The 21930-nt window shown below is 53.7% G+C and carries 18 protein-coding genes; 14 read left to right on the top strand and 4 right to left on the bottom strand.

Translation table 11 applies throughout. The features are described 5' to 3' along the window. The first annotated feature begins 297 nt into the window (after positions 1 to 297). The 3 genes from DFER_RS03035 to DFER_RS30670 all read left to right on the top strand — a co-directional run bounded on the left by DFER_RS03035 (position 298) and on the right by DFER_RS30670 (position 5310). Entirely contained in the window at positions 298 to 3477 is a 3180-nt protein-coding gene (locus tag DFER_RS03035) for a SusC/RagA family TonB-linked outer membrane protein (RefSeq protein WP_015810134.1), read from the top strand. 22 nt (positions 3478 to 3499) lie between these two features. Continuing rightward, on the top strand, positions 3500 to 5047 hold the full coding sequence (locus DFER_RS03030; protein ID WP_015810133.1) for a SusD/RagB family nutrient-binding outer membrane lipoprotein: 1548 nt from the start codon (positions 3500 to 3502) through the stop codon (positions 5045 to 5047). Between the two features lie 140 nt (positions 5048 to 5187). Beyond that, entirely contained in the window at positions 5188 to 5310 is a 123-nt protein-coding gene (locus DFER_RS30670) for a hypothetical protein (protein ID WP_015810132.1), read from the top strand. A gap of 88 nt (positions 5311 to 5398) precedes the next feature. Here DFER_RS30670 and DFER_RS03025 read toward each other — a convergent pair whose 3' ends face one another. Next, positions 5399 to 6985: a glycoside hydrolase family 28 protein gene (locus tag DFER_RS03025; protein ID WP_015810131.1), complete on the bottom strand. Its 1587-nt coding sequence runs from the start codon at positions 6983 to 6985 to the stop codon at positions 5399 to 5401. Between the two features lie 225 nt (positions 6986 to 7210). On the opposite strand from DFER_RS03025, the gene DFER_RS03020 reads away from it, so the two are divergent. The 6 genes from DFER_RS03020 to DFER_RS03000 all read left to right on the top strand — a co-directional run bounded on the left by DFER_RS03020 (position 7211) and on the right by DFER_RS03000 (position 14223). After that, the gene (locus DFER_RS03020) at positions 7211 to 10261 is read left to right on the top strand and encodes a sensor histidine kinase (protein ID WP_015810130.1); all 3051 of its coding nucleotides are present in this window, start codon (positions 7211 to 7213) and stop codon (positions 10259 to 10261) included. Then, the gene (locus DFER_RS03015) at positions 10258 to 10887 is read left to right on the top strand and encodes a response regulator (protein WP_015810129.1); all 630 of its coding nucleotides are present in this window, start codon (positions 10258 to 10260) and stop codon (positions 10885 to 10887) included. Before DFER_RS03020 ends, DFER_RS03015 begins: the two co-directional genes overlap by 4 nt. 120 nt (positions 10888 to 11007) lie before the next feature. Next, positions 11008 to 11157: a hypothetical protein gene (locus DFER_RS30020; RefSeq protein WP_015810128.1), complete on the top strand. Its 150-nt coding sequence runs from the start codon at positions 11008 to 11010 to the stop codon at positions 11155 to 11157. 168 nt (positions 11158 to 11325) lie between these two features. Then, positions 11326 to 12303 carry a TonB family protein gene (locus DFER_RS03010; RefSeq protein ID WP_015810127.1) on the top strand — a complete coding sequence of 326 codons (978 nt, stop codon included), beginning with the start codon at positions 11326 to 11328 and terminating at the stop codon, positions 12301 to 12303. Positions 12304 to 12354: 51 nt separating this feature from the next. Then, entirely contained in the window at positions 12355 to 13101 is a 747-nt protein-coding gene (locus DFER_RS29030) for an OmpA family protein (protein ID WP_015810126.1), read from the top strand. Between the two features lie 132 nt (positions 13102 to 13233). After that, positions 13234 to 14223 (top strand): beta-ketoacyl-ACP synthase III, encoded by a 990-nt coding sequence (locus tag DFER_RS03000; RefSeq protein ID WP_015810125.1) that lies wholly within the window; start codon positions 13234 to 13236, stop codon positions 14221 to 14223. 66 nt (positions 14224 to 14289) lie between these two features. Here DFER_RS03000 and DFER_RS02995 read toward each other — a convergent pair whose 3' ends face one another. Further along, on the bottom strand, positions 14290 to 14664 hold the full coding sequence (locus tag DFER_RS02995) for a LytR/AlgR family response regulator transcription factor (protein ID WP_229206162.1): 375 nt from the start codon (positions 14662 to 14664) through the stop codon (positions 14290 to 14292). Positions 14665 to 15074: 410 nt separating this feature from the next. Between DFER_RS02995 and DFER_RS02990 the strand changes: the two genes are divergently transcribed. The 3 genes from DFER_RS02990 to DFER_RS02980 are packed head-to-tail and all read left to right on the top strand — an operon-like array spanning position 15075 to position 18015. Then, positions 15075 to 16145, top strand: a complete 1071-nt coding sequence (locus tag DFER_RS02990; protein WP_015810123.1) for a sensor histidine kinase — start codon at positions 15075 to 15077, stop codon at positions 16143 to 16145. After that, positions 16142 to 17221: a sensor histidine kinase gene (locus DFER_RS02985; RefSeq protein ID WP_015810122.1), complete on the top strand. Its 1080-nt coding sequence runs from the start codon at positions 16142 to 16144 to the stop codon at positions 17219 to 17221. The genes DFER_RS02990 and DFER_RS02985 overlap by 4 nt, the downstream gene beginning before the upstream one ends. After that, complete coding sequence (locus tag DFER_RS02980) at positions 17218 to 18015, top strand: LytR/AlgR family response regulator transcription factor (RefSeq protein ID WP_015810121.1); 798 nt, start codon at positions 17218 to 17220, stop codon at positions 18013 to 18015. Before DFER_RS02985 ends, DFER_RS02980 begins: the two co-directional genes overlap by 4 nt. Before the next feature lie 3 nt (positions 18016 to 18018). On the opposite strand, the gene DFER_RS02975 is transcribed toward DFER_RS02980, so the two are convergent. Further along, positions 18019 to 18618, bottom strand: coding sequence for an RNA polymerase sigma factor (locus tag DFER_RS02975; RefSeq protein WP_015810120.1), 600 nt, complete (start codon positions 18616 to 18618; stop codon positions 18019 to 18021). A gap of 255 nt (positions 18619 to 18873) precedes the next feature. On the opposite strand from DFER_RS02975, the gene DFER_RS02970 reads away from it, so the two are divergent. Further along, positions 18874 to 19980 carry a sensor histidine kinase gene (locus DFER_RS02970; protein ID WP_229206161.1) on the top strand — a complete coding sequence of 369 codons (1107 nt, stop codon included), beginning with the start codon at positions 18874 to 18876 and terminating at the stop codon, positions 19978 to 19980. Beyond that, positions 19977 to 20705: a LytR/AlgR family response regulator transcription factor gene (locus tag DFER_RS02965; protein ID WP_015810118.1), complete on the top strand. Its 729-nt coding sequence runs from the start codon at positions 19977 to 19979 to the stop codon at positions 20703 to 20705. The genes DFER_RS02970 and DFER_RS02965 overlap by 4 nt, the downstream gene beginning before the upstream one ends. Before the next feature lie 6 nt (positions 20706 to 20711). Here DFER_RS02965 and DFER_RS02960 read toward each other — a convergent pair whose 3' ends face one another. Then, on the bottom strand, positions 20712 to 21662 hold the full coding sequence (locus tag DFER_RS02960) for a hypothetical protein (protein WP_015810117.1): 951 nt from the start codon (positions 21660 to 21662) through the stop codon (positions 20712 to 20714). Positions 21663 to 21930: the final 268 nt, after the last annotated feature.

The raw sequence follows: 21930 nt of genomic DNA, 5'->3' as shown, positions 1-21930 counted from the left end.
ACAAGCACAACCCGCTCACACACAGGGAACCGCTCAACTTGGAACAATCCTATTCTGGATTTTTTGAACTTTTTAATCTATTAATCCGATAGATAATAAGAGTCTTAATTTTATTTTAATACATTTACAAAATATTTTTTAACACAATCTTTACAATAAGTTCATTTTAAGTGGGTTTAGCGGAATTTAATTTCAACAAAACGAGTTTACAGGAAACCATTTTCACATCGATCAATTCATAAACAAAAGAAAACCTCCAAAAACAATCCAACTCAATCCTCACCAAAATACAATTTCATGAAAACGAGATTTATGTACCTCATTCTGGTGACCTTACTTGCGACCGGGCTCGTGCATGCACAGCAGCGGACCATTACCGGTACGGTTACCGACGCCAACGACGCGAGCGGACTTCCCGGCGCCTCGGTTACCATTAAAGGGACTTCCACAGGCACCCTCACCGACGCCAACGGCGGTTTCAGCCTGGACGTCAGCGGCGAATCGCCCGTGCTGGTGGTTTCCTTCATTGGCTACATCAACCAGGAAATAGCAGTAGGCAACAGCGATAAAATCAATGTGGCCTTGAAGCAAGACGCCAAGATCCTGAACGAAGTGGTGGTAACGGCCCTCGGCATTTCCCGCGAGAAGCGCGCGCTCGGTTATGCCGTGCAGGAAGTAAAAGGTGAAGCATTGCAAACACGCCCTACCAACGCGCTGAGCGCATTATCGGGCCGGGTTGCGGGTATGCAGGTGGTGTCGTCCGGTGGTAACATGGGCGGATCGTCGCGCGTGCTCCTCCGTGGTATCAACTCCATTTCGGGCAATAACCAGCCTTTGTACGTGATCGACGGCACGCCGATCGACAATGCCGACCTCAACAGCGCGGCTACGAGCGCGGGAAGCGGCGGCAAGGACGTGGGTAACATGATCCAGGACCTTAACCCGGACGATATTGAGAACATTTCGGTGCTCAAAGGACCATCCGCAGCGGCGCTTTACGGTACCCGTGCCGCCAACGGCGTGATCCTGATCACCACCAAAAAAGGCAAGGAAAACAGCAAAGTGAACGTGACGCTGAATACCGGCGTGGAGTTTGAGAACATTGTACGTCTGCCGAAACGCCAGAAACTCTACGGAGGCGGCTTTTCGAGCACTTTCCAGAAAGCCAACATCGGCGGAAACGATTACAATATTGTAGAATATGCAGTGGATGAAAGCTGGGGGCCCAAGCTCGACGGTACGCCGGTATTGCATTGGTATAACCTCGATCCTGAAAATACTGCGGAGTACCTGAAACCGCAGCCGTGGATTTACCCTAAAAACGACGTCCACACGTTCTTTGAAACAGGCGTGGCGAATACAAACAGCCTGGCCGTGAGCGGCGGTAATGCCAACTCGACCTACCGCATTTCATTTACCAATAAAAATGTAAAAGGTACGGTCCCGAATTCATCCCTGAAACGTAACTCGATCAACTTTTCCGGTTCGACGCAGGCGGGCAAGTTTAAGTTTTACAACAACTTTAATTATATCAAAAACCAATCGACCGGCCGGCCGTGGACGGGTGCTACCAACCGGAACATCATCCTCGAAGCATTCCAGTGGGGACAGGTGCAGGTGGATTACGATAAGCTGAAAAACTATAAGCGCGCCGACGGCAGCCAGATCCTCTGGAACCGCAGCGGCTACCAGGACAACCCGGCGGGTGAAGCGGCGAAGTTCATCGATAACCCGTACTGGTCGGCGTACCAAAGCTACCTCGAAGAGAACCGCGACCGCTTTTACGGCAACGTAGGCGTGGTTTACGATGTGAACAGCTGGCTGAAAGTGAGCGGAAAAGTGAATGCGGATGTTTATCAATACCAATACCAGGACCGCATTGCCGTGTATTCGCGGACACAATCGCAATACCAGGAGTATAACAACAATTTCAGCGAGTTCAACTACGAATTGCTTGCATCAGCCAATAAGAGCTGGGGCGACATTTCCTTGAACGTGAATGCGGGTGGTAACATCATGAGTCAGCGCCGCCGGATCAGTGACGCCGTAACCCAAGGCGGATTGATCATTCCGGAGTATTACAACTTAAAGAATGCGAGCTCGGTACTTGTGAACTCGAATGCGTACCGTAAGCAGATCAGCTCGATCTTTGGTAGCTTCTCGCTGGGCTGGAAGAGCCTGTTGTTCCTCGATGGTACGCTGCGTAACGACTGGTCGTCCACCCTGCCATTGAACCGCAACTCATTCGCATACCCTTCACTAACAACGAGTTTGATCCTCAGCGAACTCAATGGCGTGAAAGACATCGGCTGGCTCGATTTTGCGAAAGTACGCCTCGGCTGGGCGCAGGTGGGTAACGACACCGACCCTTACCAGCTGCAACGTGCCTACGAAGCGAGCCAATCGTTCGACGGCCTGCCGTCCTACAAACTGCCTGCGCAGCTGAACAACCAGTTCCTCAAACCGGAGATTACCAGCTCCTGGGAAGCGGGGTTGAACATCCAGGCATTGAAAAACCGCGTGGGCCTCGACATTACCTATTATGACAACGTGAGCCGCAACCAGATCATCAACATCCCGGTATCGTCGGCATTCGGATATGATTCGAAGGTGATCAATGCAGGAAAGATTAATAACAAGGGTATTGAACTGACATTGAGCGGCACGCCGGTCCGTTCCAACGGATTTGAGTGGAATTCGAGCCTCAATTGGTCGAGAAACCGCAACAAGGTGATCGAGCTCGCGCCGGGCATCAACACATTCCAGCTTGCCAACAGCCTCGTGACCCTGGTGGCACGCGAAGGCCAGCCTTACGGACAAATCCTCGGCAACGACTTCGTGTATGCTGCCGACGGACAGAAGGTGATCAAAGCCGACGGAACTTATGAGCGCTCGCAGCAGCTCACCCCGCTGGGCAGCGTGCTGCCGAAATACCTCTTCGGTTTCCAGAACAACTTCACGTACAAAAACTTCAACCTGGGCTTCCTCGTAGACGGACGCGTAGGCGGCAAGTTCTTCTCGCAAACCTACAAAGTGGCGATGTACGCAGGTGTACTGGACAAAACGGCCGCCAACAACATCCGCGAAACCGGGGTGGTGCTCGACGGTGTGAAAGGAAACGTTACCTACAATGCCGACGGAACTTACTCGGTGGCCAACACCACTCCGAACGACACGCGCATTACCGCCCAGGCATGGGCCCGCGGCGAGTACAGCGGCCCTACCCCGCAAACGATCTTCGACGCAACGTTCGTGAAACTGCGTGAAATCACATTCGGGTACAACCTGGCGCTGAACAGCAAGGCCGTGAAGCAGGTTTATTTCGGGGTATACGGACGTAACCTGGCCAATATTTACACCGCCAGCAAATACATCGACCCCGAATTCGCCAACAGCGGCGGCAACATCCAGGGTATCGAAGGCGGTAACATTCCGGTTCCTGCGACCTACGGCCTGAATGTAAACGTGAAGTTCTAAGCAGACATTAATATTGAATATCATGCAAAAGTCCATATATCCCAAAAGCATTCTGGCCCTCGGCATCGGCGCATTGCTCGCCTCCTGCTCCGACAGTCATTTCGAGGAAATCAACAAGGACCCGAACCGTCCTGACAATGTAACGACGACCACCATCCTGCTCTCCGCCGAAAAGCAGGTAATGGACAACATCCGCAACGAAAACAGCTCCCTGCGCGGCTCGCAGCTCTTTTCGCAGTATTACAGCCAGAATATTTACAGCGACCAATCACGCTACGACATTCCGCGCTCTTATTCGGATACGTATTGGAGCAATGCTTACAAGGCGTTGAACAACCTGAACGAGATCATCAAGCTCAATACCGACCCGGCGACCAGGAACATCGCTACTGCCGGAACGGCCGGTACCAATGCGAACCAGATCGCGATCGCCCGCATTCTGAAAGCCTACACGTTTCAGAACCTGACCGACGTTTTCGGGAACATTCCTTACCAGTCGTACGGCAACCAGGACCCCGAGTTCCAGGCATTACAGCAAGAACCGGAAAATCTGAGCCCGGCCTATGCAAGTCAGCAGAAGATCTATCTCGACATCCTCAATGAACTGAAAGCTGCCGGTGACACGCTGATCAAGTACAAAAGCGCCACCACTTTCGGCAACTACGATGTAATTTATAAGGGCAAAAACGAGCTCTGGGCTAAGTTCGCCAACTCGCTCCGCCTCCGTATCGCGACGCGCATCCGCAAACAGCTGCCGGCCGAGTCGAACACGCATTTCGAGGACGCATTGACCAAAGGCGTTTTCACTTCCAATGCGGACAATGCGGTGTTTAAATACCAGCTGCTGGCCCCGAACGAGGCGCCGCTGTACCGCGCCACGGTGACGGCCAACCGCAAGGATTTCGCCGTTTCGCATGTGATTATCAATGTGTTGAAAGGAGAATTGGGAACTGTAAAAGTGCAAGACCCCCGTCTGCCGATTTATGCCACCAAAAATGCGGCCGGTAACTATGTAGGCCAGCCCTACGGATTGCCCGTGGCAGCCGCCGGCTTGCTCACCGCCACCGACGTGAGCCTTCCGGGCACAGCGGTGAATGCCGCCAACTTTGGGGAGGTTTTGCAAGAATATGCCGAAGTGGCGTTCCTGATTTCGGAATACAAAAACTGGGACCAGCAGGAATACATTAATGGCGTAACCGCCTCATTGCAAAAATGGGGAGTGGCCCAGGCCGACATTACTACCTACCTGGCCGCATTGCCCAAAGCCGACAAAGCCAATGTACTGAACCAGAAATACCTGGCGCTATACACGCAGGGCGATGAAGCCTGGGCGGAGATCCGCCGCACCGGCTACCCGACTTTCCTTGTGAAGCCCGGCGACACCGTTTGGAGCCGCACCGTGGACGGCAAAACGACCGACTACAAGTTCCAGCCGCTGTTCGGCGAAGGCGTCCCTGAGCGCTTGTACTACCCGCCGAAAGAGCAGAGCGTAAACCTGGCCAATTACCAGAACGCCGTAAAAGCCCAGGGCAACGACGATATTACGACGCCGCTTTGGTGGAATAAGTAAAAATTTCGAAGGATATTGGAATAGCTGCTCACTTAACAAGGAGCAGCTATTTTTTTGCCGGATGATAAATTTCCTTGCCTTATATTCGTGGTACAACTTTTATCTATTTGTAGAATAAGTTGTATTCAATAAGGTCTCCTATGAAAAATTTTACAAACGACGATATCCTGAAAATGGCTGTTTTTCTGCCAGTGCTGGTGCCGATCTACCTCGCTTATGCCTGTTTCAAGGCGTTGAAGGCGTTGCTCGAATTTCAGGATTGACCGGCGGCGCAGAACGGGCTTCCGGCGCGCGCCGCAACCGCGAACGATTCCGTGGCGAATACTCCCCAACGCTATGTACCTGAGCGGCTTAGTCGAGCCCTTCTGGTTTCGCCGGTGTGCAATCCACAAACCGGACATTACTTGAATTTTCACCTTCTACCGCAATCGCCAGCTTTTTTCCCGGCGTATTGAATTCCACTTTTTCAAACAGCACATTCCGAACATCCAGCGCACGCAGGAGCGTGTCCGTGACGGTGAGCGTCGCACCGCGAACGGTTACCCGCTCTGCATCACTCGCCTTGAATGCCGTGCGGGCATTGACGATGGCGTTTTCGATCAGCAGGTTGGCGGCCGGCGATTCGGGAATGCCGGTAATGTCGATGAATGTGCGCGCTTTGTCCACGACAATGTTGCGGGCTGTGATGTTGCGGTAGGCCGGTGTGAGGTCATTCACGGGGCGGGGCGGCAGGCGGTCGGCGAGCTCGCCCACATATTGCCGGCTTCCCAGCATATCGAACTTCACGGCGTCGCCGCGGAGATTCATGCGGATGTTTTCGTACACGATGTTTTCGCCGCCGCCCGCACGCGAACGCCGCGTTTTGAAACGCAGCCCGGTATCGGTATCGTCGAACACGCAGTCGCGCACGTACACGTTGCGGATCATCCCGGCGGTTTCGCTGCCGCAGGTAATGCCTCCGTGGCCCTCGCGCGCAAGGCAATGCCGGATCACGACATTCTCGGTGGGCTTGTTCACCCGAATGCCGTCCTCGCCCCTGCCCGCCTTGATCGTGAAGCAGTCGTCGCCGCTGCTGAGCGTGCAGTATTCGATCAGGACATTTCTCGACGATTCGATATCGATGCCGTCGCCACGCGGAATACCCACAGATTGCACGGTAATGCCCCTGATAATCACGTTGTCGCAGTAAACGGGCACCACGTTCCAGAATGGCGTATTATGTAGCGTAATGCCTTCGATATAAACCTTCTTACAATTAATGGGCGAAATAAACATCGGCGGGAATATAAAGCCGCCGTCTTTGCCTTCGTACACCCGCTCGCTCACGGGCTTGTCGGCCGGCACCACTTTCTCGATCACGTTCACATTCATATAACGCTGTCTCACCGGTCCGTCGGGCGGGCCAACCAGCTTCCCTTTGCCCGTCACGGCGATGTTCTCCTGGCCGTTCGCATATATCAAGGCGCCGAGTGACATCAGTTCCACGCCCTCGTTCCGGGTGAACACGGCCGGCAGGTAATCCTCGATTTCAGGACTGAAACGCAGCTCGGCACCTTCGCTGATATGCAGGTTCACATTGCTTTTCAGGCTGATTCGCCCGGTTCTCCAGGTCCCGGCGGGCACTATCACGGTCCCGCCCTTCTTTTTACTCACCTCGTCGATGGCCGACTGGATCGCCTTTGTCGCCATTGCACCCGCGCGGGCGCCTTTATCGGTAATGCGAATGGTAAGTTTGGGAAAAACGGGCTTTGCAAACGCGGGCATCGGGAATGGCGCCTTCACCGGAGCAATAGCGGCCGGGAGCCTGGCAGCACCCACGTCCGCCACCCGGGGCACCGACGAAAGGCTCGCTGCGTCCAGCGGCTGCCCGTTAGAAAATGTGCTGCCGCAAAAAGTAAGTATCAAAAAGAGAAAAAAGGAATGTCCTGAATGCTTCATATTTATAATGCCAACGCCAAAAACCTGTTCAACACCCGGAAGACGAGCATGGCGCGCAACTACTCTTAAAACGCGTCCGTTTTATCTTAACGGAGCGGCAGTCATCTGCTTCGCCTAGAAATGTTTTTACATCGCATAGAATTATTACAAAACTAAGCTATTATTGTATCCTTGATTCGGACGCCTCGCCGTCGTCCGGGGACGAAACCTTTTCTTAACCCGGCTATGAATATTGTAAGGATCGCCATCCTTCTCACCCTTCTTGCGGCCGCTTCACAAGCATCTGGCCAGGAAATTTCCGACTTCACGGAGCAGCATTATACCAGCGACAACGGACTGCCGCAGAACAGCGTGATGCAGCTTCAACGTGATAAAAACGGCTTTATATGGATGTCGACACAGGGTGGCGTGGTGCGCTTCGACGGCACGCGCTTTGTGACGTACAACCTCAGCAATGTGCCGCAGCTTGCTTCGAACCGCATTATCGAGCTTGGCCTCACCGGCGACAGCACCATTTATTTCAAGGATACGGGCTTCAAAGTATTCTCTTTTGACGAAAACAACCAGCCATTCGTCCTCAACCAGCACGTTCGGAACCGGGCCGTGATCCTGCGCTCCCGTACAGACCAGTTCGATGTATTCGCCAATCTCCATCCACAGGACCGCCAGCGCGTAGATTCACTTTTCAACCAGTATGCGTCACAGGTGATTTATCATCAGGTAGGCGCGCGCGGCGACGGGTTTCTAAGAATCGGCGACGCCGCGCTGATCGGCATTTACCGGAAAAGGGTCGTATTCTTCAAAACCTACGATCATGGCACGCCGCTGTCTTTCGAGCACGCCGGATTTTTGAATAAGAAAGTTTATTATTTCAACAAACAGCAGCAACTGGCAAGTGTCGATATGTCGGGCCGGGAGCAGGTTGTTTCGCCGCAATTGCCTGGCGGCTATGCACTCCGCGGGGCTACCCATTTTTACCAGCAGGGCGAGCGGCTGTTTCTGCACAATTCCAATACGTTTTACCAGCTCGGACCGGCCGCAGGTGACGCGCTGATTTGCAAGCCAGTGCTGAAAACCGCAGACCTGGGCGGGCTGGATAGCTATCTCCATATTCCCGAATCGGGCGTGCATTTGCTGGGTACCAAAACGGGCGGCTTGTATATTTTCAGGAAGAAGCAGTTCAAAACGGTTCGTATACCGGGCACGGGCAACAACTTTTACAGCCAACGCGTATTTGCGGGAAATGTCATCCTCACGGAGCATGGAGCTGTCGGAAAAGGTGGGCAAATGACCGGTGAGCCGTTTCCACTTATCCCACGGAGCGGGACGCTGATCGACCGGGACGGGAATGTATGGATGAACCGGGGCTACAAAAGTTTAGAGCAACGAACGTCCGATTTGAAACCCATCCGCCGGTTTCATGCCGATCGCGAGATTGCGCACATCACCCAAACACCCGACGGAACGATCTGGCTCAATGCCATGTCGGGCAAATTCGGGCGAATCGAGAGCGATTCCATTCGCTGGCTGAGTCTCGAAAAGGATGTGAAGACGTTCATGCCTGTCAACAATTCGCAGTTCTGGACGGCCGATGGCCGTGGTGTGTATTTGCTGGATGTACGGAAAAACAGCTTCAAAGAGGTTGCGGGCCTCGAAGGCAGGGAGGTGCGGGCATTCCACTCCGACCCGGAAGGCACGCTGTGGGCTGGCACTTACGGACAGGGCTTCTATGCCATCCGGAACGGGAAGGCCACCGCATTGCCGCTCGATAGGAACGGCTATCTGCTCGTGGTGCACACTTTTCTGGAAGACAAAAAGGGCTTTATGTGGATGAGCACAAACCACGGACTTTTTAAATGTAAAACCCAGGACCTTTACGATTACCTCGACCAGAAAACCCGCCATGTGTTTTACTATTATTACGATAAAAGCAATGGCTTTGCGAACAACGAGTTCAATGGCGGCTGCTATCCGTCGTCCATTGTCCTGCCCGACGGCCGGTTTTCGTTCCCCTCAATGGACGGCCTGGTACAGGCTCATCCCGACAGTGTCACCGACATTTTGCCCAATTCCCGCATCCTGATCGACAAATTCACCGTCGACGGCAAAGAGCAGCCATTCAGCACCAGCCTGGAACTCGCGCCGTCTTTCAACCGGATCGGGGTCATGCTGGCGTCGCCCTATTTCGGACTGCCCGAAAATCAGTTTCTGGAATACAATATCAAAGGCCTTGACCACGAATGGTACGAACTGAACAGTAACCTGACAATCATCCTCAACCGCCTCGAACATGGCAAATATGTGCTTCAAGTGCGCAAAAAAGCGGGTTTCGGGCGGGATAATGTCAGCCTGCTGAGCATGCCTTTCGTTGTGAAACCCTTCTGGTACCAGACCTGGTACTTCGCGGTTTTTGCGTTCTGCCTGCTGATATTCTCGTTCTACCTCGTGGTGAAGCTGCGCTACCACTATCTTACGCTGCGCAAAAAGCAGCTGGAAGCGCAGGTTCACGAGCGCACGCAGGAACTTGAATACAGTAACCGGCTGAAAGAGAAGATCACCTTGCTGCTGGCGCACGACCTGCAATCGCCGCTCCATTTTCTCAACCTGCTATCGGACCACGTTTCCGCCGCGCTCGACAAAGAACGCCTCGACGACGTGCGGAACGGGATGTGGGAAATCAAAAAGGCCGCTACCAACATTCACGCTTTTGTGAGAGAGATCAACCTGTGGACCAGATCGCAGCAGGCGGGATTCTTCCTCAGCAAGCGGCCCTTCGCGTTCGACGGCCTTGCCGGCGAGCTCAGGGAGTTTTTCAAGGAAATGCTTCCGTTTAAAAACAATACACTGGAATTCGTCAATCCGGGACAATGGCCGCTTTTTACCAACCGCGAAATCCTGAAAGCGGTGATCCGCAACCTGATCGACAATTCAAACAAATACACAACCGGCGGGCATATCCGGGTTGAACTCGAACAAGCCGGCGACCATTTGCAGCTTTCCGTAACCGACAATGGCCGGGGCATGTCCCCCGCAGACCTGAGCAAGATTAACCGCCGGATCACCCAGGTCCAAACCACGGCCGGTATAGAACAGAGCGGCCGCCTCGGTTACCAGATCATCATTGATTTCGTGGCGCTGCTCGAATGCAAACTGGAAGTACAAAGCTCCGTCGGCCAGGGAACTAGGGTGACCATTTCGGGCTTGATGCCCGGCCAGCCCGACGCGACAGACGCCATGCTAACGGACGATGTGCCGACCAATTTCACTACGTTATGAAAAAGACATTGATTGCCGACGACCATTCGCTGGTACGTTACGGACTGAGAGTTGCATTACTGAACCACTTTCCCGACTTGCAGATTGACGAGGCATGGGACGGCCAGTCGATCATGACCCAGCTGAAAATCAACACCTACGACCTGGTTTTGCTCGACCTGAGCATGCCCGACACCGATCCGAGCAAGGTGATCCACTGGATCAGGAATATGCACCCGGACACGAAAGTACTCATCGTATCGATGAACAACGAGGCGGTATTTGGCAAAAGGGCGCTGCAAATGGGCGCGCACGGCTACCTGGAAAAAGACGCCTCGCCCGAAGACCTGATCAAGGCCATCAATGTGGTGCTGGCCGGTAAAAAATACATGAGCGCCGATCTGGCCGACATTATCATGAATGACACGCTAAACCGGAAGTCGATGAACCCGTTCGACGGCCTTACGCCGCGGGAGTTCCAGGTCGCGATGTACATCGTGCAGGATTACAGCATCACGCAGATCAGCGAGCTGATGCAGCTGCAATACACGTCCGTGAGCACATTCCGCCGGCGCATTTTTGAAAAACTCAATATCTCCGACCGGAAAGCGCTCGTGCAGCTTGCGGATGCCTATCAAATCACTTAGGCCGTTTTTTCGAAGTAAATGATTCCGCTTGCAGGCCATTGGATGCCGTTGGTACAAATATTTTATGCAGTTGGTACTAATAGATTAATTTACAATGCATTAATCACTAAATCGTAAGTCATGGGAGCTGCTATCTTCATTTCACTCGTCATTCTGGCTTGGTACTGCATCAAAGCCTACCACAAAAACCCCGAACGCCCAAATTGGAGCAAGGCCATCGTAACAGCGCTGTTCTGGCCGCTGTCGTTGCTGATGAAGCGGTACCGGTAAAACCCGGCTTCGGCAATTCCTGCAAACCTCTTTCCATACAAGCACCATCGGCATTAAAAATTTCTTCCACATTTTGCCGGGAATTGCGTATCCTATAATTGAATTACAATCGTTTATGGAAAAAGGATAGTTGTACGGATATCTGCCAAATCAAATACCGGGAAAATCATGCAGCCAAGAATACCTGAACCGCTTCTCCTGAACTACCTCACTCTTTTGCTGATCGCCGCCGCGGTAACCCCCGCACTGGCGACAAACCGGCACTACCGCAACGACAGCCTGGACGCCAGGCCCGCATTCCTGCAAACTACGCGCATTGCAGGCCGCATTACCGACGGTGCATCGCGGCCGGTCGCCAATGCGGCGGTGCTGATCGCAGGGTCCGAGCGGGGCACGATTTCCAATCTGTCGGGCAGTTTTGAGATCCCCGATGCGCCGTTGAGCGGGATGCTCGTGATCAAACATCCCGATTTTGAGACCAGGCAGCAGCCGATCCTCCAATCCGTAATCGAATACGCGATCGTTCTGAAACCGATGCCCAGAACGGCGCTCCGAAGCCAGGCGAAGGCTTCCAAAAAAGAATCGGAAGCCGCTACCGAAAGCAGCTCCCCGCTGCGCCTCGACCGCTGGCCCTATTTCCAGGGCGGCTACAAGGCTTTGAACAAATTTTTGGCCAACAACCTCAAATATCCCAGGCAGGCACGCGAAAACGGCGTAGAAGGCCCGGTGCAGGTTTCATTCCTGCTGGACGAGGACGGGAATGTTAGCAGCGGCCGCATTGTGAAAAGCCCCGGTACGGAGCTGGATGAAGAGGCGCTTCGGCTCGTGGGCATGATGCCCAAATGGACGCCTGCACAGAAAGACGGGAAGCCGATCGCCGTCTGGTACACCATCAGCATTCATTTTGATCCGCAGGTGGATAACCTGCCTTTGAAGATCAAGGAAGAAATTCCCAAACTGTTCAGCCGCAAAATGAAGATGGACCCCGTGAAAGCGCCGCTGCCCGTTAAAGCGGAGTTTAAAAGGCTGTTCAATTCCGGTGCAGTAGACCTTTCGGCGCATGAACCTCCGCAAACGCGCCTCCGCAATTACGGCGGCGGATATGCGACGAGGCCATTCTACGTGCCATTCAAATTCCAGCCGTAATTAAAGGCGGCATTAAAGTGCAATACGTTGTTCAACCTGAAAAATGCTTGAATGAAAACGTTTACAGCCATTGTCGTACTATGCCTGCTGGGTAGCCCGGCGTTCAGCCAGCCGGTGCAGGCGAATTCCAAAGCCGCGGGCAGTCTCCGCCAGCGCAGCCGCGTGTCGATTCGCGTGCTCGACAAATTCAGCCTCAGGCCCGTTCGGGCAACGATCATGCTGGTCGGGAATCATCCCGGCAGACAGGTTGCGCCACGGTTTGAAAACGGCATTTACCAGTTCAGGATGTCGGCCGGCGACACGAGCGTGATTTCCATCCACGCCAGCGGGTACGAAATGCTGTCGGAAGCCGTGGCAGGCCGGGACTTGCATGCAACAAAGATTTTTTATTTAACACCGATAGAAAACAGCACCGAACGCGCCCGGGAGCCGGTTATCGAACAAAACATCCCGGTACTTGAAGACGATATCCGCGCGACGCTGCATTTTCCGCAGAGCGAATCCGACATATTACCCGAGAGCGGTTACGAGCTGGAAATCCTGGCCGGCTACCTGGTACGCAACGCCGGATCGCGCATTGAACTTATGGGCCATACCGACGACGTGGGCGACCCGTTCAAGAATCTGCTGCTTTCGTTCGACCGGGTGGATGAAGTCCGGAAATACCTGGTTTCGAAGCACATAGAAACCACCCGGATACGCGGAAAAGGTTTCGGCAGCGATCTCCCGGTTGCGCCGAACGATTGCGAAGCGAACCGGCGGCTCAACCGGCGCGTCGAGATCCGGATCGTACCCTAGCCTTTGCATTCCATATTAACTTCCCAAAAAATCGCGCAAAAGGTGGCGAAATGAGCACTTTTGTGGTGCATATTTGTTGTTTAGGGCGAAACGTTACCCTGACAGCGACATTTACCAGTACTAAAATCAAATATGAGACAAGTTACAGCCTCCATCTCAGGCATTGAAGGATATGTCCCCGACTACATTCTTACAAATGCCGAATTGGAGACACTCGTGGATACCAACGACGAATGGATCGTAAGCCGGACGGGCATTCGTGAACGCCGTATCCTGAAAGATCCCGGGCTCGGCAGTTCCCACATGGGTGCCAGGGCCGTGCAGGGCCTCCTCGAAAAAACCAATACTGATCCCGCCGAAATAGACCTCCTCATTTGCGCTACCATTACGCCCGACTTCGTTTTCCCCAGCACAGCCAACCTGATCTGCGACCAGCTCGGCATCCGCAACATCGGTAGTTTCGATGTGAATGCGGCCTGCTCGGGCTTCGTTTACGGCCTGGAACTCGGCGCGCAGTTTATCGAAACAGGCAAATACAAGAAGGTGGTTGTGGTGGGAACCGATAAAATGTCGGCCGTAATGGACTATACCGACCGCCGTACCTGCATCCTGTTCGGCGACGGCGCGGGCGCGGTGCTGCTCGAACCGAATTACGAAGGCTATGGCGTGATCGACACGCTGATCCGCGCCGATGGCGCGGGCTACAACAACCTCTTGCAACGCGGGGGCGGCAGCCGGTACCCAGCCACGCACGAAACCGTGGACGCGCGCATGCATTACCTGTACCAGGATGGCCAGCAGGTGTTTAAATCGGCGGTGCGGAACATGGCGGACGTTTCCGCGGAAATGATGGAACGCAACCGGCTCAGCCATGACGATGTGGCCTGGCTCGTGCCGCACCAGGCCAACAGGCGCATTATCGAAGCCACCGCCAGCCGCATGGGCGTGGGCATGGACAAAGTAATGATGAACATCGAACGGTACGGCAACACCACCGCCGCTACCATCCCGCTCTGCCTTTGGGATTATGAAAAGCAGCTAAAAAAGGGAGATAATCTCATATTTTCGGCATTCGGAGCAGGGTTTACCTGGGGCTCGGCCTATATCAAATGGGCATACTGAAAAAAAGCCGGCAGGATAAGTGGATGATCACCTGTCCTGCCGGCTAATGCTTTCTGCGCGTGGCTGTTACGCCGAGAGTGCCATTCTGCCCAGTATTTCGTGGGTTTCGCGGATGCGGCGGCGGGCGATCGGGATTACCTTGCCGCAGCTCAGGTGAATGTAATCCGGCCAGCGCGACTTGATATGGCGGGCATTAATGCTATATGATTTGTGGATTCGCAGGAAATCGCTGCTCAGCTCATCCTGCACTTCTTTCAAACATTTCGAAACCAGGTGCTTCTCGTGCCGGGTGTATACAAATGTGTAGTTTCCTACACCTTCCAGGCAAGTAATGTCGCTGGACTTCACGGTAATCGCTTTCCCGAACTTGTAAACGGTGATCGCGGGAACACTCATAACTTCGCCGGCAGCTCCGGTTGTGATAATGGACAGGTTTTTCATGGGTGACAGGGCCGATTGATTTTTCATGGATTGATCTGGCATTGCGTTGGTTACTTTCATGGCTATTATTAATTGACTTTCATGGCTAACAGCCCCCTCGGAGCAAACCGGTTCCGAAAACAGGGCTTTCGACCGGCGGCCTTCCGTTTGGCTGCGATACAAAATTGCTATATCCATTAGCCGCCGGAAACAGTAAGGTGGGTGAATTGTAACTTTCACCTTATGAAAAGGCTAATTCGCAGGGTAAACTGAAATAGCCGGTTGATCAATTGTAACTGCCCCAAGCTGGTGCAATCCGTACCCAATGGTCTTTTGCGATGATTAACCGCACAAATACGACGGTTAAGCAGCTCCGAACTTCCGATTGCGGTACGCCCCTCCTATTTTTGACGAAATGAAAATTACCGTGCATGATCATTGAACATTACCTGGCGAAATTCGGCCGCAAGCAACTGAGTGCCACGGCGTCGGTGCTGCTGCTCGGCGGAACCGCACTGCTCGCCGGCTTCGGGCTGTGGCAGGAAAGGTATTTCTCCGACAGCCGGCATTTTCTCATCGGAAGCTGCATCAACCTGGCCGCGATCTGGGCCGCCTACCGGATCGACACTTTGCTATCGGTGCGCGTAACGCGCTTTTTTCCCGAAACGGAACAATCCATTTCCCGTGTGGCATCCTGGTTCGGGGCGTATGCGGCAGTGAATGTGGCCCTGTTCTGGGCGGCATTGCCGGTGTACCGGCTGGCCGGGCTGGGCGGGCAGGGAGCGGACTTGCAGTGGGCAATGCGCGTGAGTTTTTTTATTCTCAGCGCATCGCTGATCGGGGCGGGACTTACTGAACTTACCTACGCGTTTCGTCAATGGCGGTCCAACCAGGATGAGCTGGAAGTGATGCAGGAAAAACAGCTGCAAACCGAGCTCGATGCCGTCAAGCAGCAGGTGAACCCGCATTTTTTGTTCAATTGCCTCAATTCGCTCTCCGTTCTCATTGCCGATGCGCCCGCCACTGCCGAGAAATTCGTGGATGAAATGTCGAAGGTGTACCGCTACCAGCTGAGCGTCAACGGCCCCGACAAGGAAGACATGCTCGTTTCGCTCGATTCGGAGCTGCGGTTTATCCGATCCTACATTTACCTGCTCGAAACGCGGTTTGAGGCCGGGATAAGCGTTGACCTGGACGTGCGCGAAGTGTTTTTATGCGGCCAGATGGTGCCGCTCACCTTCCAGATCCTTATCGACCACGCGATCCACTACAACGTCGTGTCGGCGGCCAGGCCGCTGCATATCCGCATTTCGACCACCGAAACAGGCCAGCTGGAATTTGCCCACAACCGCCAGCCGAAAATGCTCAGCATGCCCCTCGAAACACCGGGCATCAGCGTGCTCACCTCGCGGTACAAGCTGCTTTTTAACCGCGCGGGAGCGGTTCAGTACAAAGAGGACGACCAACAGTTTGCGATCATCGTGCCCCTGATATTTACATGAACCCTACACTATCATACAACCAAATCGGCCGGGAAATTTGGCTGAGCCTGTTCGGCAGGTGGATTTTCGCATTGCTGGTGCCGTGGTTCGTGCCCACGATCAGCTATTTGCTCATCGGCCAGCCGTACCTGGAAAGCCTTTATAATTTCATCGGCGGCACGCTGATGATCTTCCTGATGACGATCGTCGCATTCGTCCCGCACGACTGGGCCGCGCGGTACATTGCCCGCAGGTACCCGTCGCTCGATTCTACATTCCGGCGAAGCGCGCTCACAGCGGCCGCATTCTGGATACTGACCTTCGTTTTCGTGACTGCCTACATGCTCTTCATCATCCGCTTCCGCCCTTTCGAAGCGGAGCTTGATGGCCGGATGATCATCAACGTATACCTTTTCGAATTCGTGGCGGTGCTCCTGCTGACGGTCCTTTACGAGATCAACTATTCGCTGAATGAATGGAAAACATTGAAAATCAATAAAGAACTACTCAAACGCGCCGGCATGCAGGGCCAGCTGCAAAGCCTGAAAAGCCAGGTTAACCCGCATTTTCTGTTTAATAGCCTCAATACGCTATCCGCCCTCATTGCCGACGAGCCGAAGCGCGCCGAGCAGTTTGTGGATGAGATGGCAAAAGTTTACCGCTATTTGCTTCAAACAAACCAGAACGAACTCACGCCGCTATCGGCCGAGCTCCGGTTTATCCGCTCCTATTATCACCTTTTGCGCACACGGTACGACACCGGCTTTGAACTGATGATCGACGTGAGCGAGGCCGATCTGGAAAAGAACATACCGCCGCTCACGCTCCAACTGCTGCTGGAAAACGCCGTGAAGCACAACAGCATCCTGGAATCCAACCCATTGAAAGTCAGCATCCGTTCGATGGGTGACGACCTGCTCGAAATCAGTAATAACCGCCTTATAAAGTCTACTCCCGTGAAGTCCACCCGGCTGGGGCTTGCCAATATCACCGCGAAGTACGAGCTGCTGTCCGACCGCATGCCGGCTATCGAAGACGGTGAAGGTATTTTTAAAGTAACCCTGCCGCTAATACCGCTAAAAACTGCAAATGCATGAATGTTTTAATTGTTGAAGACGAAAAACTGGCCGTACGCAAGCTGACCAAACTGCTGGAAGAAACGGCGCCCGAGTTCGAGATACGCGGCATTACGCCGAGCATTGCCGCCACCGTGGACTGGATTACCGAAAACCGGCAGAACGGAAAGCCGGAGCCGGACATTATTTTCCTGGACATTGAGCTGGCCGACGGGCAGAGTTTCGAGATTTTCAACCGCGTGGAAGTCAGGAGCACGGTCATTTTCACCACTTCTTATGATGAATATGCATTGCAGGCCTTCAAGGTCAACAGCATTGATTATTTGCTAAAACCCGTGCAGCAGGACGACCTGCAACGCGCCATCCGGAAATACTACGACCTCACTGCCCCCGGCAAAGTCGGAACGGCCCCCTCGGCCCAGCTCCACCTCGAAACGATTCTGAAAAGCCTGCATTTGCACACACCCGCACCCGAATACCGCAAACGGTTCCTGGTGAAGCAGGGCGCCCGGCTGCTGTCCGTAGAAACGTCTGAAATCGCCTACTTCTTTGTCGACGGCGGGCTGACGTTCTTCAAAAATCATCAGGGACAGAAATTCGTGGTGGACTATAAAATGGACGAACTCGACGAATTCCTCGATCCGGCACGCTTTTTCCGCGTTAATCGCGGGCTAATGGTCACGCACCAGGCCGTGGCGCAAATGCAGCCCTATTACAATCACCGGATCGCACTCACATTGCATCCGTCGCTGGACAAGGAAACGATCGTCAGCCGCGAGCGGGCCAACGATTTCAAAGTGTGGATGGGGAAATGAGGATTAAAGTGAAAGCATTGCGTACTGACCGGCCAGATCGGGATAGCGAGCGGCGATGGTCTCCTGCAACTGCGCCCGCGCCCTTGCATATTGCGAGCGCACGGTGGCTTCATTAATTTCCAGCATCGCCGCAATCTCCTTGTGGCAGTAACCGTCCACAGCATAGAGCAGGAAAACCGTTTTATAGATCGGTTTCAGTTCGTGAATGAGCTGCATGATTTCTCCTGCGGTCATGTCCGACACGACGTCGTCGGCGACGCCGGGCTCGGGGATTTCGTCAAAGGCCGTACGCGCGGTGTAATGCTTTTTGTTTCTCCTGAAATAGCTGATCGCATTATTCACCATCACCGTGCGCAGCCAGGCTTTGAACGGCTGCGCGGGATCGTACCGTTCGAGGTTGTTGAACACCTTGAAAAACCCTTCATTGAGTACTTCCTCCGCCTCCTCGGGCGAATAGGTGTAGCGCAGGCAAATGCTTTTGGCATAGCCGAAATACTTTTTGAATAAAATATGCTGGGCCTGACTGTTTCCTGCAATGCACGCAGCGATCACCGAACGGAAGTCGTTCGGGTCAAAAATGATCTTATTCAGGAATTTGAGCATGGTCTTGATTTTCAATGGATCGATTCGGCGGGTTTACCGTACTTTTTCGGGGATTGCCCGATACAAAGTGAATGCATGAAACCCGCGAATAAAAGCTGCCTGGACGGAGAGGCGGATTGTATAGCTGAACAGCCTATTTTACCCGATAAAACGCGCGGCCAGGGTGCTCATTTTCACAGTATGGCGGCCTGTCGGCAAAGATCGGCCCTATAACCGGCAAAAACCCCGATACGCCGAAACACCCGGCGCGCGACGGTGCAATACACGCCCGCGACTGCTATTTTTGTGGCGATGACCTTCGAAAACACAAAAGGCGGCGTAGTGGCCGCCATGCATTTGCTGGCCTGGGCTTTGCTCGGGTTCGTGCTGGTGTTTTACCAGCCGCTATCGTGGGGCGTGAGCCTTCCTGCGGTGTTTTGGGTAAAACAAATACTCAATTTTGCATTGCTGGTGGCGCTTTTCTATTTCAATGCCCGCTACCTGGTGCCGCGGTATCTGCTCAAAAACCGCATCCTGGTTTTCATCCTGTGGGTGATCGCGCTGGCCGCACTGATGCTGATCGTGAGCAAACTGGCCGACCAGCAACTCGAAGTCCGGCGGCATATGGAGCGCATTATGCCCCGTCCGCGCCACCACGGCGGCCCGAAGCCGAGGCACATGATCGACGGGATATTGCTGATGACGACCTTGCTCGTAATCGGCGTGAGCACGAGCATGGCGGTAATCCAGCGATGGCAAGCCGACGCCCGCCTGCGCGATTCGGTTGAAAAACAGAACATTACCTCCGAGCTGGCACTCCTGAAAGCGCAAATCAACCCGCATTTCTTTTTTAACACACTCAACAATATATACGCACTATCCTATACCAACGTCGAAGAGTCACGCGAGGCCACGCTCACGCTCTCGCGCATGATGCGCTACCTGCTGTACGAAACGCAGCACGACCACGGCCCGCTCAGCCGGGAATTCGAGTTTATCGACGATTATATCGAGCTCATGAAACTCCGCGTGCAAAGCAGCAGCAATGTGCATTACACCCGCGACGAGGCCATTCCCGACTACCCTATCGCGCCAATGCTCCTGCTGCCTTTTATCGAAAACGCATTCAAGCACGGAATGAACGCCGCGCAGGAATCGGAGATCAGGATACACGCCGGATTATCGAACGGCGCATTGAACCTTCACGTGAAAAACCATATTTTTCCTGTACAAAATGTGGCGGGCGCAGAAAGCGGCGGCATCGGCCTTAGCAACACCCGCCGGCGCCTCGACCTTTTGTATCCCGAAAAGCACCGGCTGGAAATTCATACAGATGAAAGCGCTAACACTTACACCGTAGACCTGACGATCAACCTGATATGACCCTGAACTGCATTACCGTTGACGACGAACCGCTCGCATTGGGCCTCGTGAGTTCATTTGTGGAGCAAACGCCGTTCCTACATTTGCACGGCAGGTATATCAATGCGCTGGATGCGCTGGAAGTGATTACGAAAGAAAATATCCACCTGGTTTACCTGGACATCCAAATGCCTGAACTAACGGGCATGGAACTGGCGAAAGTGCTGAGCCAGAACCCCGACACCAGGACGCGGATCGTGTTCACGACGGCCTACAACCAGTTTGCGGTGCAGGGGTATGAGGTGGATGCATTGGGCTATTTGCTCAAACCATTTGGCTACAACCAGTTCCTGGCGACGGCCATGAAGGCCAAAAAATACTTCGAAAACCTGCGCGAAGCCTCGAACGACCCTGAGCTTGATTCGAGTGAGAATTACTTATTTGTCAAATCGGATTACAAGCTGGTACGGATTGATTTCGACGCCATTCTCTTCATCGAATCGTTCAAGGATTATGTACGGATACATCAGGCAAACGGCAGTCCCGTGGTATCGCATAGCAGCTTGAAGGCGATCGAGGAGAAGCTTCCCGCAGGGAAATTCATCCGCATTCATCGCTCATTCATTGTATCCGTCGGGAAAGTGGATTCCATCAGCAAAAGCGCCGTGCACATCGGCAGCGTCGATATTCCTGTGGGCGATCTTTACAAAGATGCATTCAAGGAGCTACTGGCCAAATGGCACTAGCGCATTTCAGAATTTGTGCGTGAAACTCAGCGCCACGCCCGACTTGCCGTTCGCATCCGGGAAGCTGCGCATATCCCACGCGGAGCGCTTTTCAACCGGTTGCTTTTTCGCTGCGAGGTTCCAGATGCTCAGGCCGAGCGTCAGCGAGCCCAGTCCCATATTGACCATCGAAATGCCCCGCTGCATATTGGTGTGATAATCCTGCCGCATGAGGCCAGTCAGCTCCGCCTTCTTATGGAACCCGACGATCCCCAGCACGATCTGGCCGGTACCGCCCACAATGCCCATGACCGGTGCCCCGCCGGAAGCCGAGCGTTTGGCACCCTGCACCGCATTCACGGTCGATAGCGCCGTGTTGGTGCCCATCAGCAACGCGGATGCAATGCCATAGGCCGGTTTCACATCATTGACGTTCTGAGCGCCGGAAGCGCCGTATTGCGGCTGAATGATCGCACATTCCTCCTTACTCAGCCCGCTCTGCGCGATCCATTCGTCGACTTTGCGGTCATTCATTTCCAGGATCGTTGCGTACTGGTGGCGGCGGCTGATGTCCTCCGCGGCAGCTCTCCCGGCAGTTTGCTCCACGAGGTAACCCACGGCGCAGATCGTGCCGTTGCGATCAATGAAGCATGGTTTGCGCTCCTCACGGTCGTAGTTTTTGGGAAAAGAACCCGCCAGTCGGTAGTCACGCAGATGATCGAGCATCAGTGCCCTTTTCGTTCGCATCGCCGGCGAAAGCCGGGACACGTCCCGCTTTCTGAGCAATGCTTCCGCATATTCGAGATGCGCGGCAATGCGCAGGTTGTCGTCGGTATCCGCATCGGGCATCGTGCCATATTTTTTCTCGAAGCTAATGTCGCCGATAATGGGGTTGATCGTCCCTTCTTTACCGCGGCGCTCCGTCCACACGCAAAGGAACAAGATCACGGCAAAAGCAGTCGTCGCAAATGTCTTCATGGCAGCGATGATTAAAGATGGTTACATTCGCTTACATTGACAGGAATCATCGTGCGGCGCGTTGCATGGGAAGGGAAATTTGACCGGGTCGCCGGAGCGATAATTGAATAAATCGCGTAGCGATGTATATTGGTAGAAAACACGTGTTAGAGTGATAGCCGGAATCCCGGTAGGGATGTAACATCCCTGCTGACGACTTAGCTAGCTAGCCATGCGCTGTTGTTACATGCCCAAGGGCATTCTTGACAAAACATCCCTCTCTTTGCTA

Source organism: Dyadobacter fermentans DSM 18053 (assembly GCF_000023125.1).
Taxonomy (GTDB): domain Bacteria; phylum Bacteroidota; class Bacteroidia; order Cytophagales; family Spirosomataceae; genus Dyadobacter; species Dyadobacter fermentans.
This window is presented reverse-complemented; position numbering and strand designations above follow the sequence as displayed.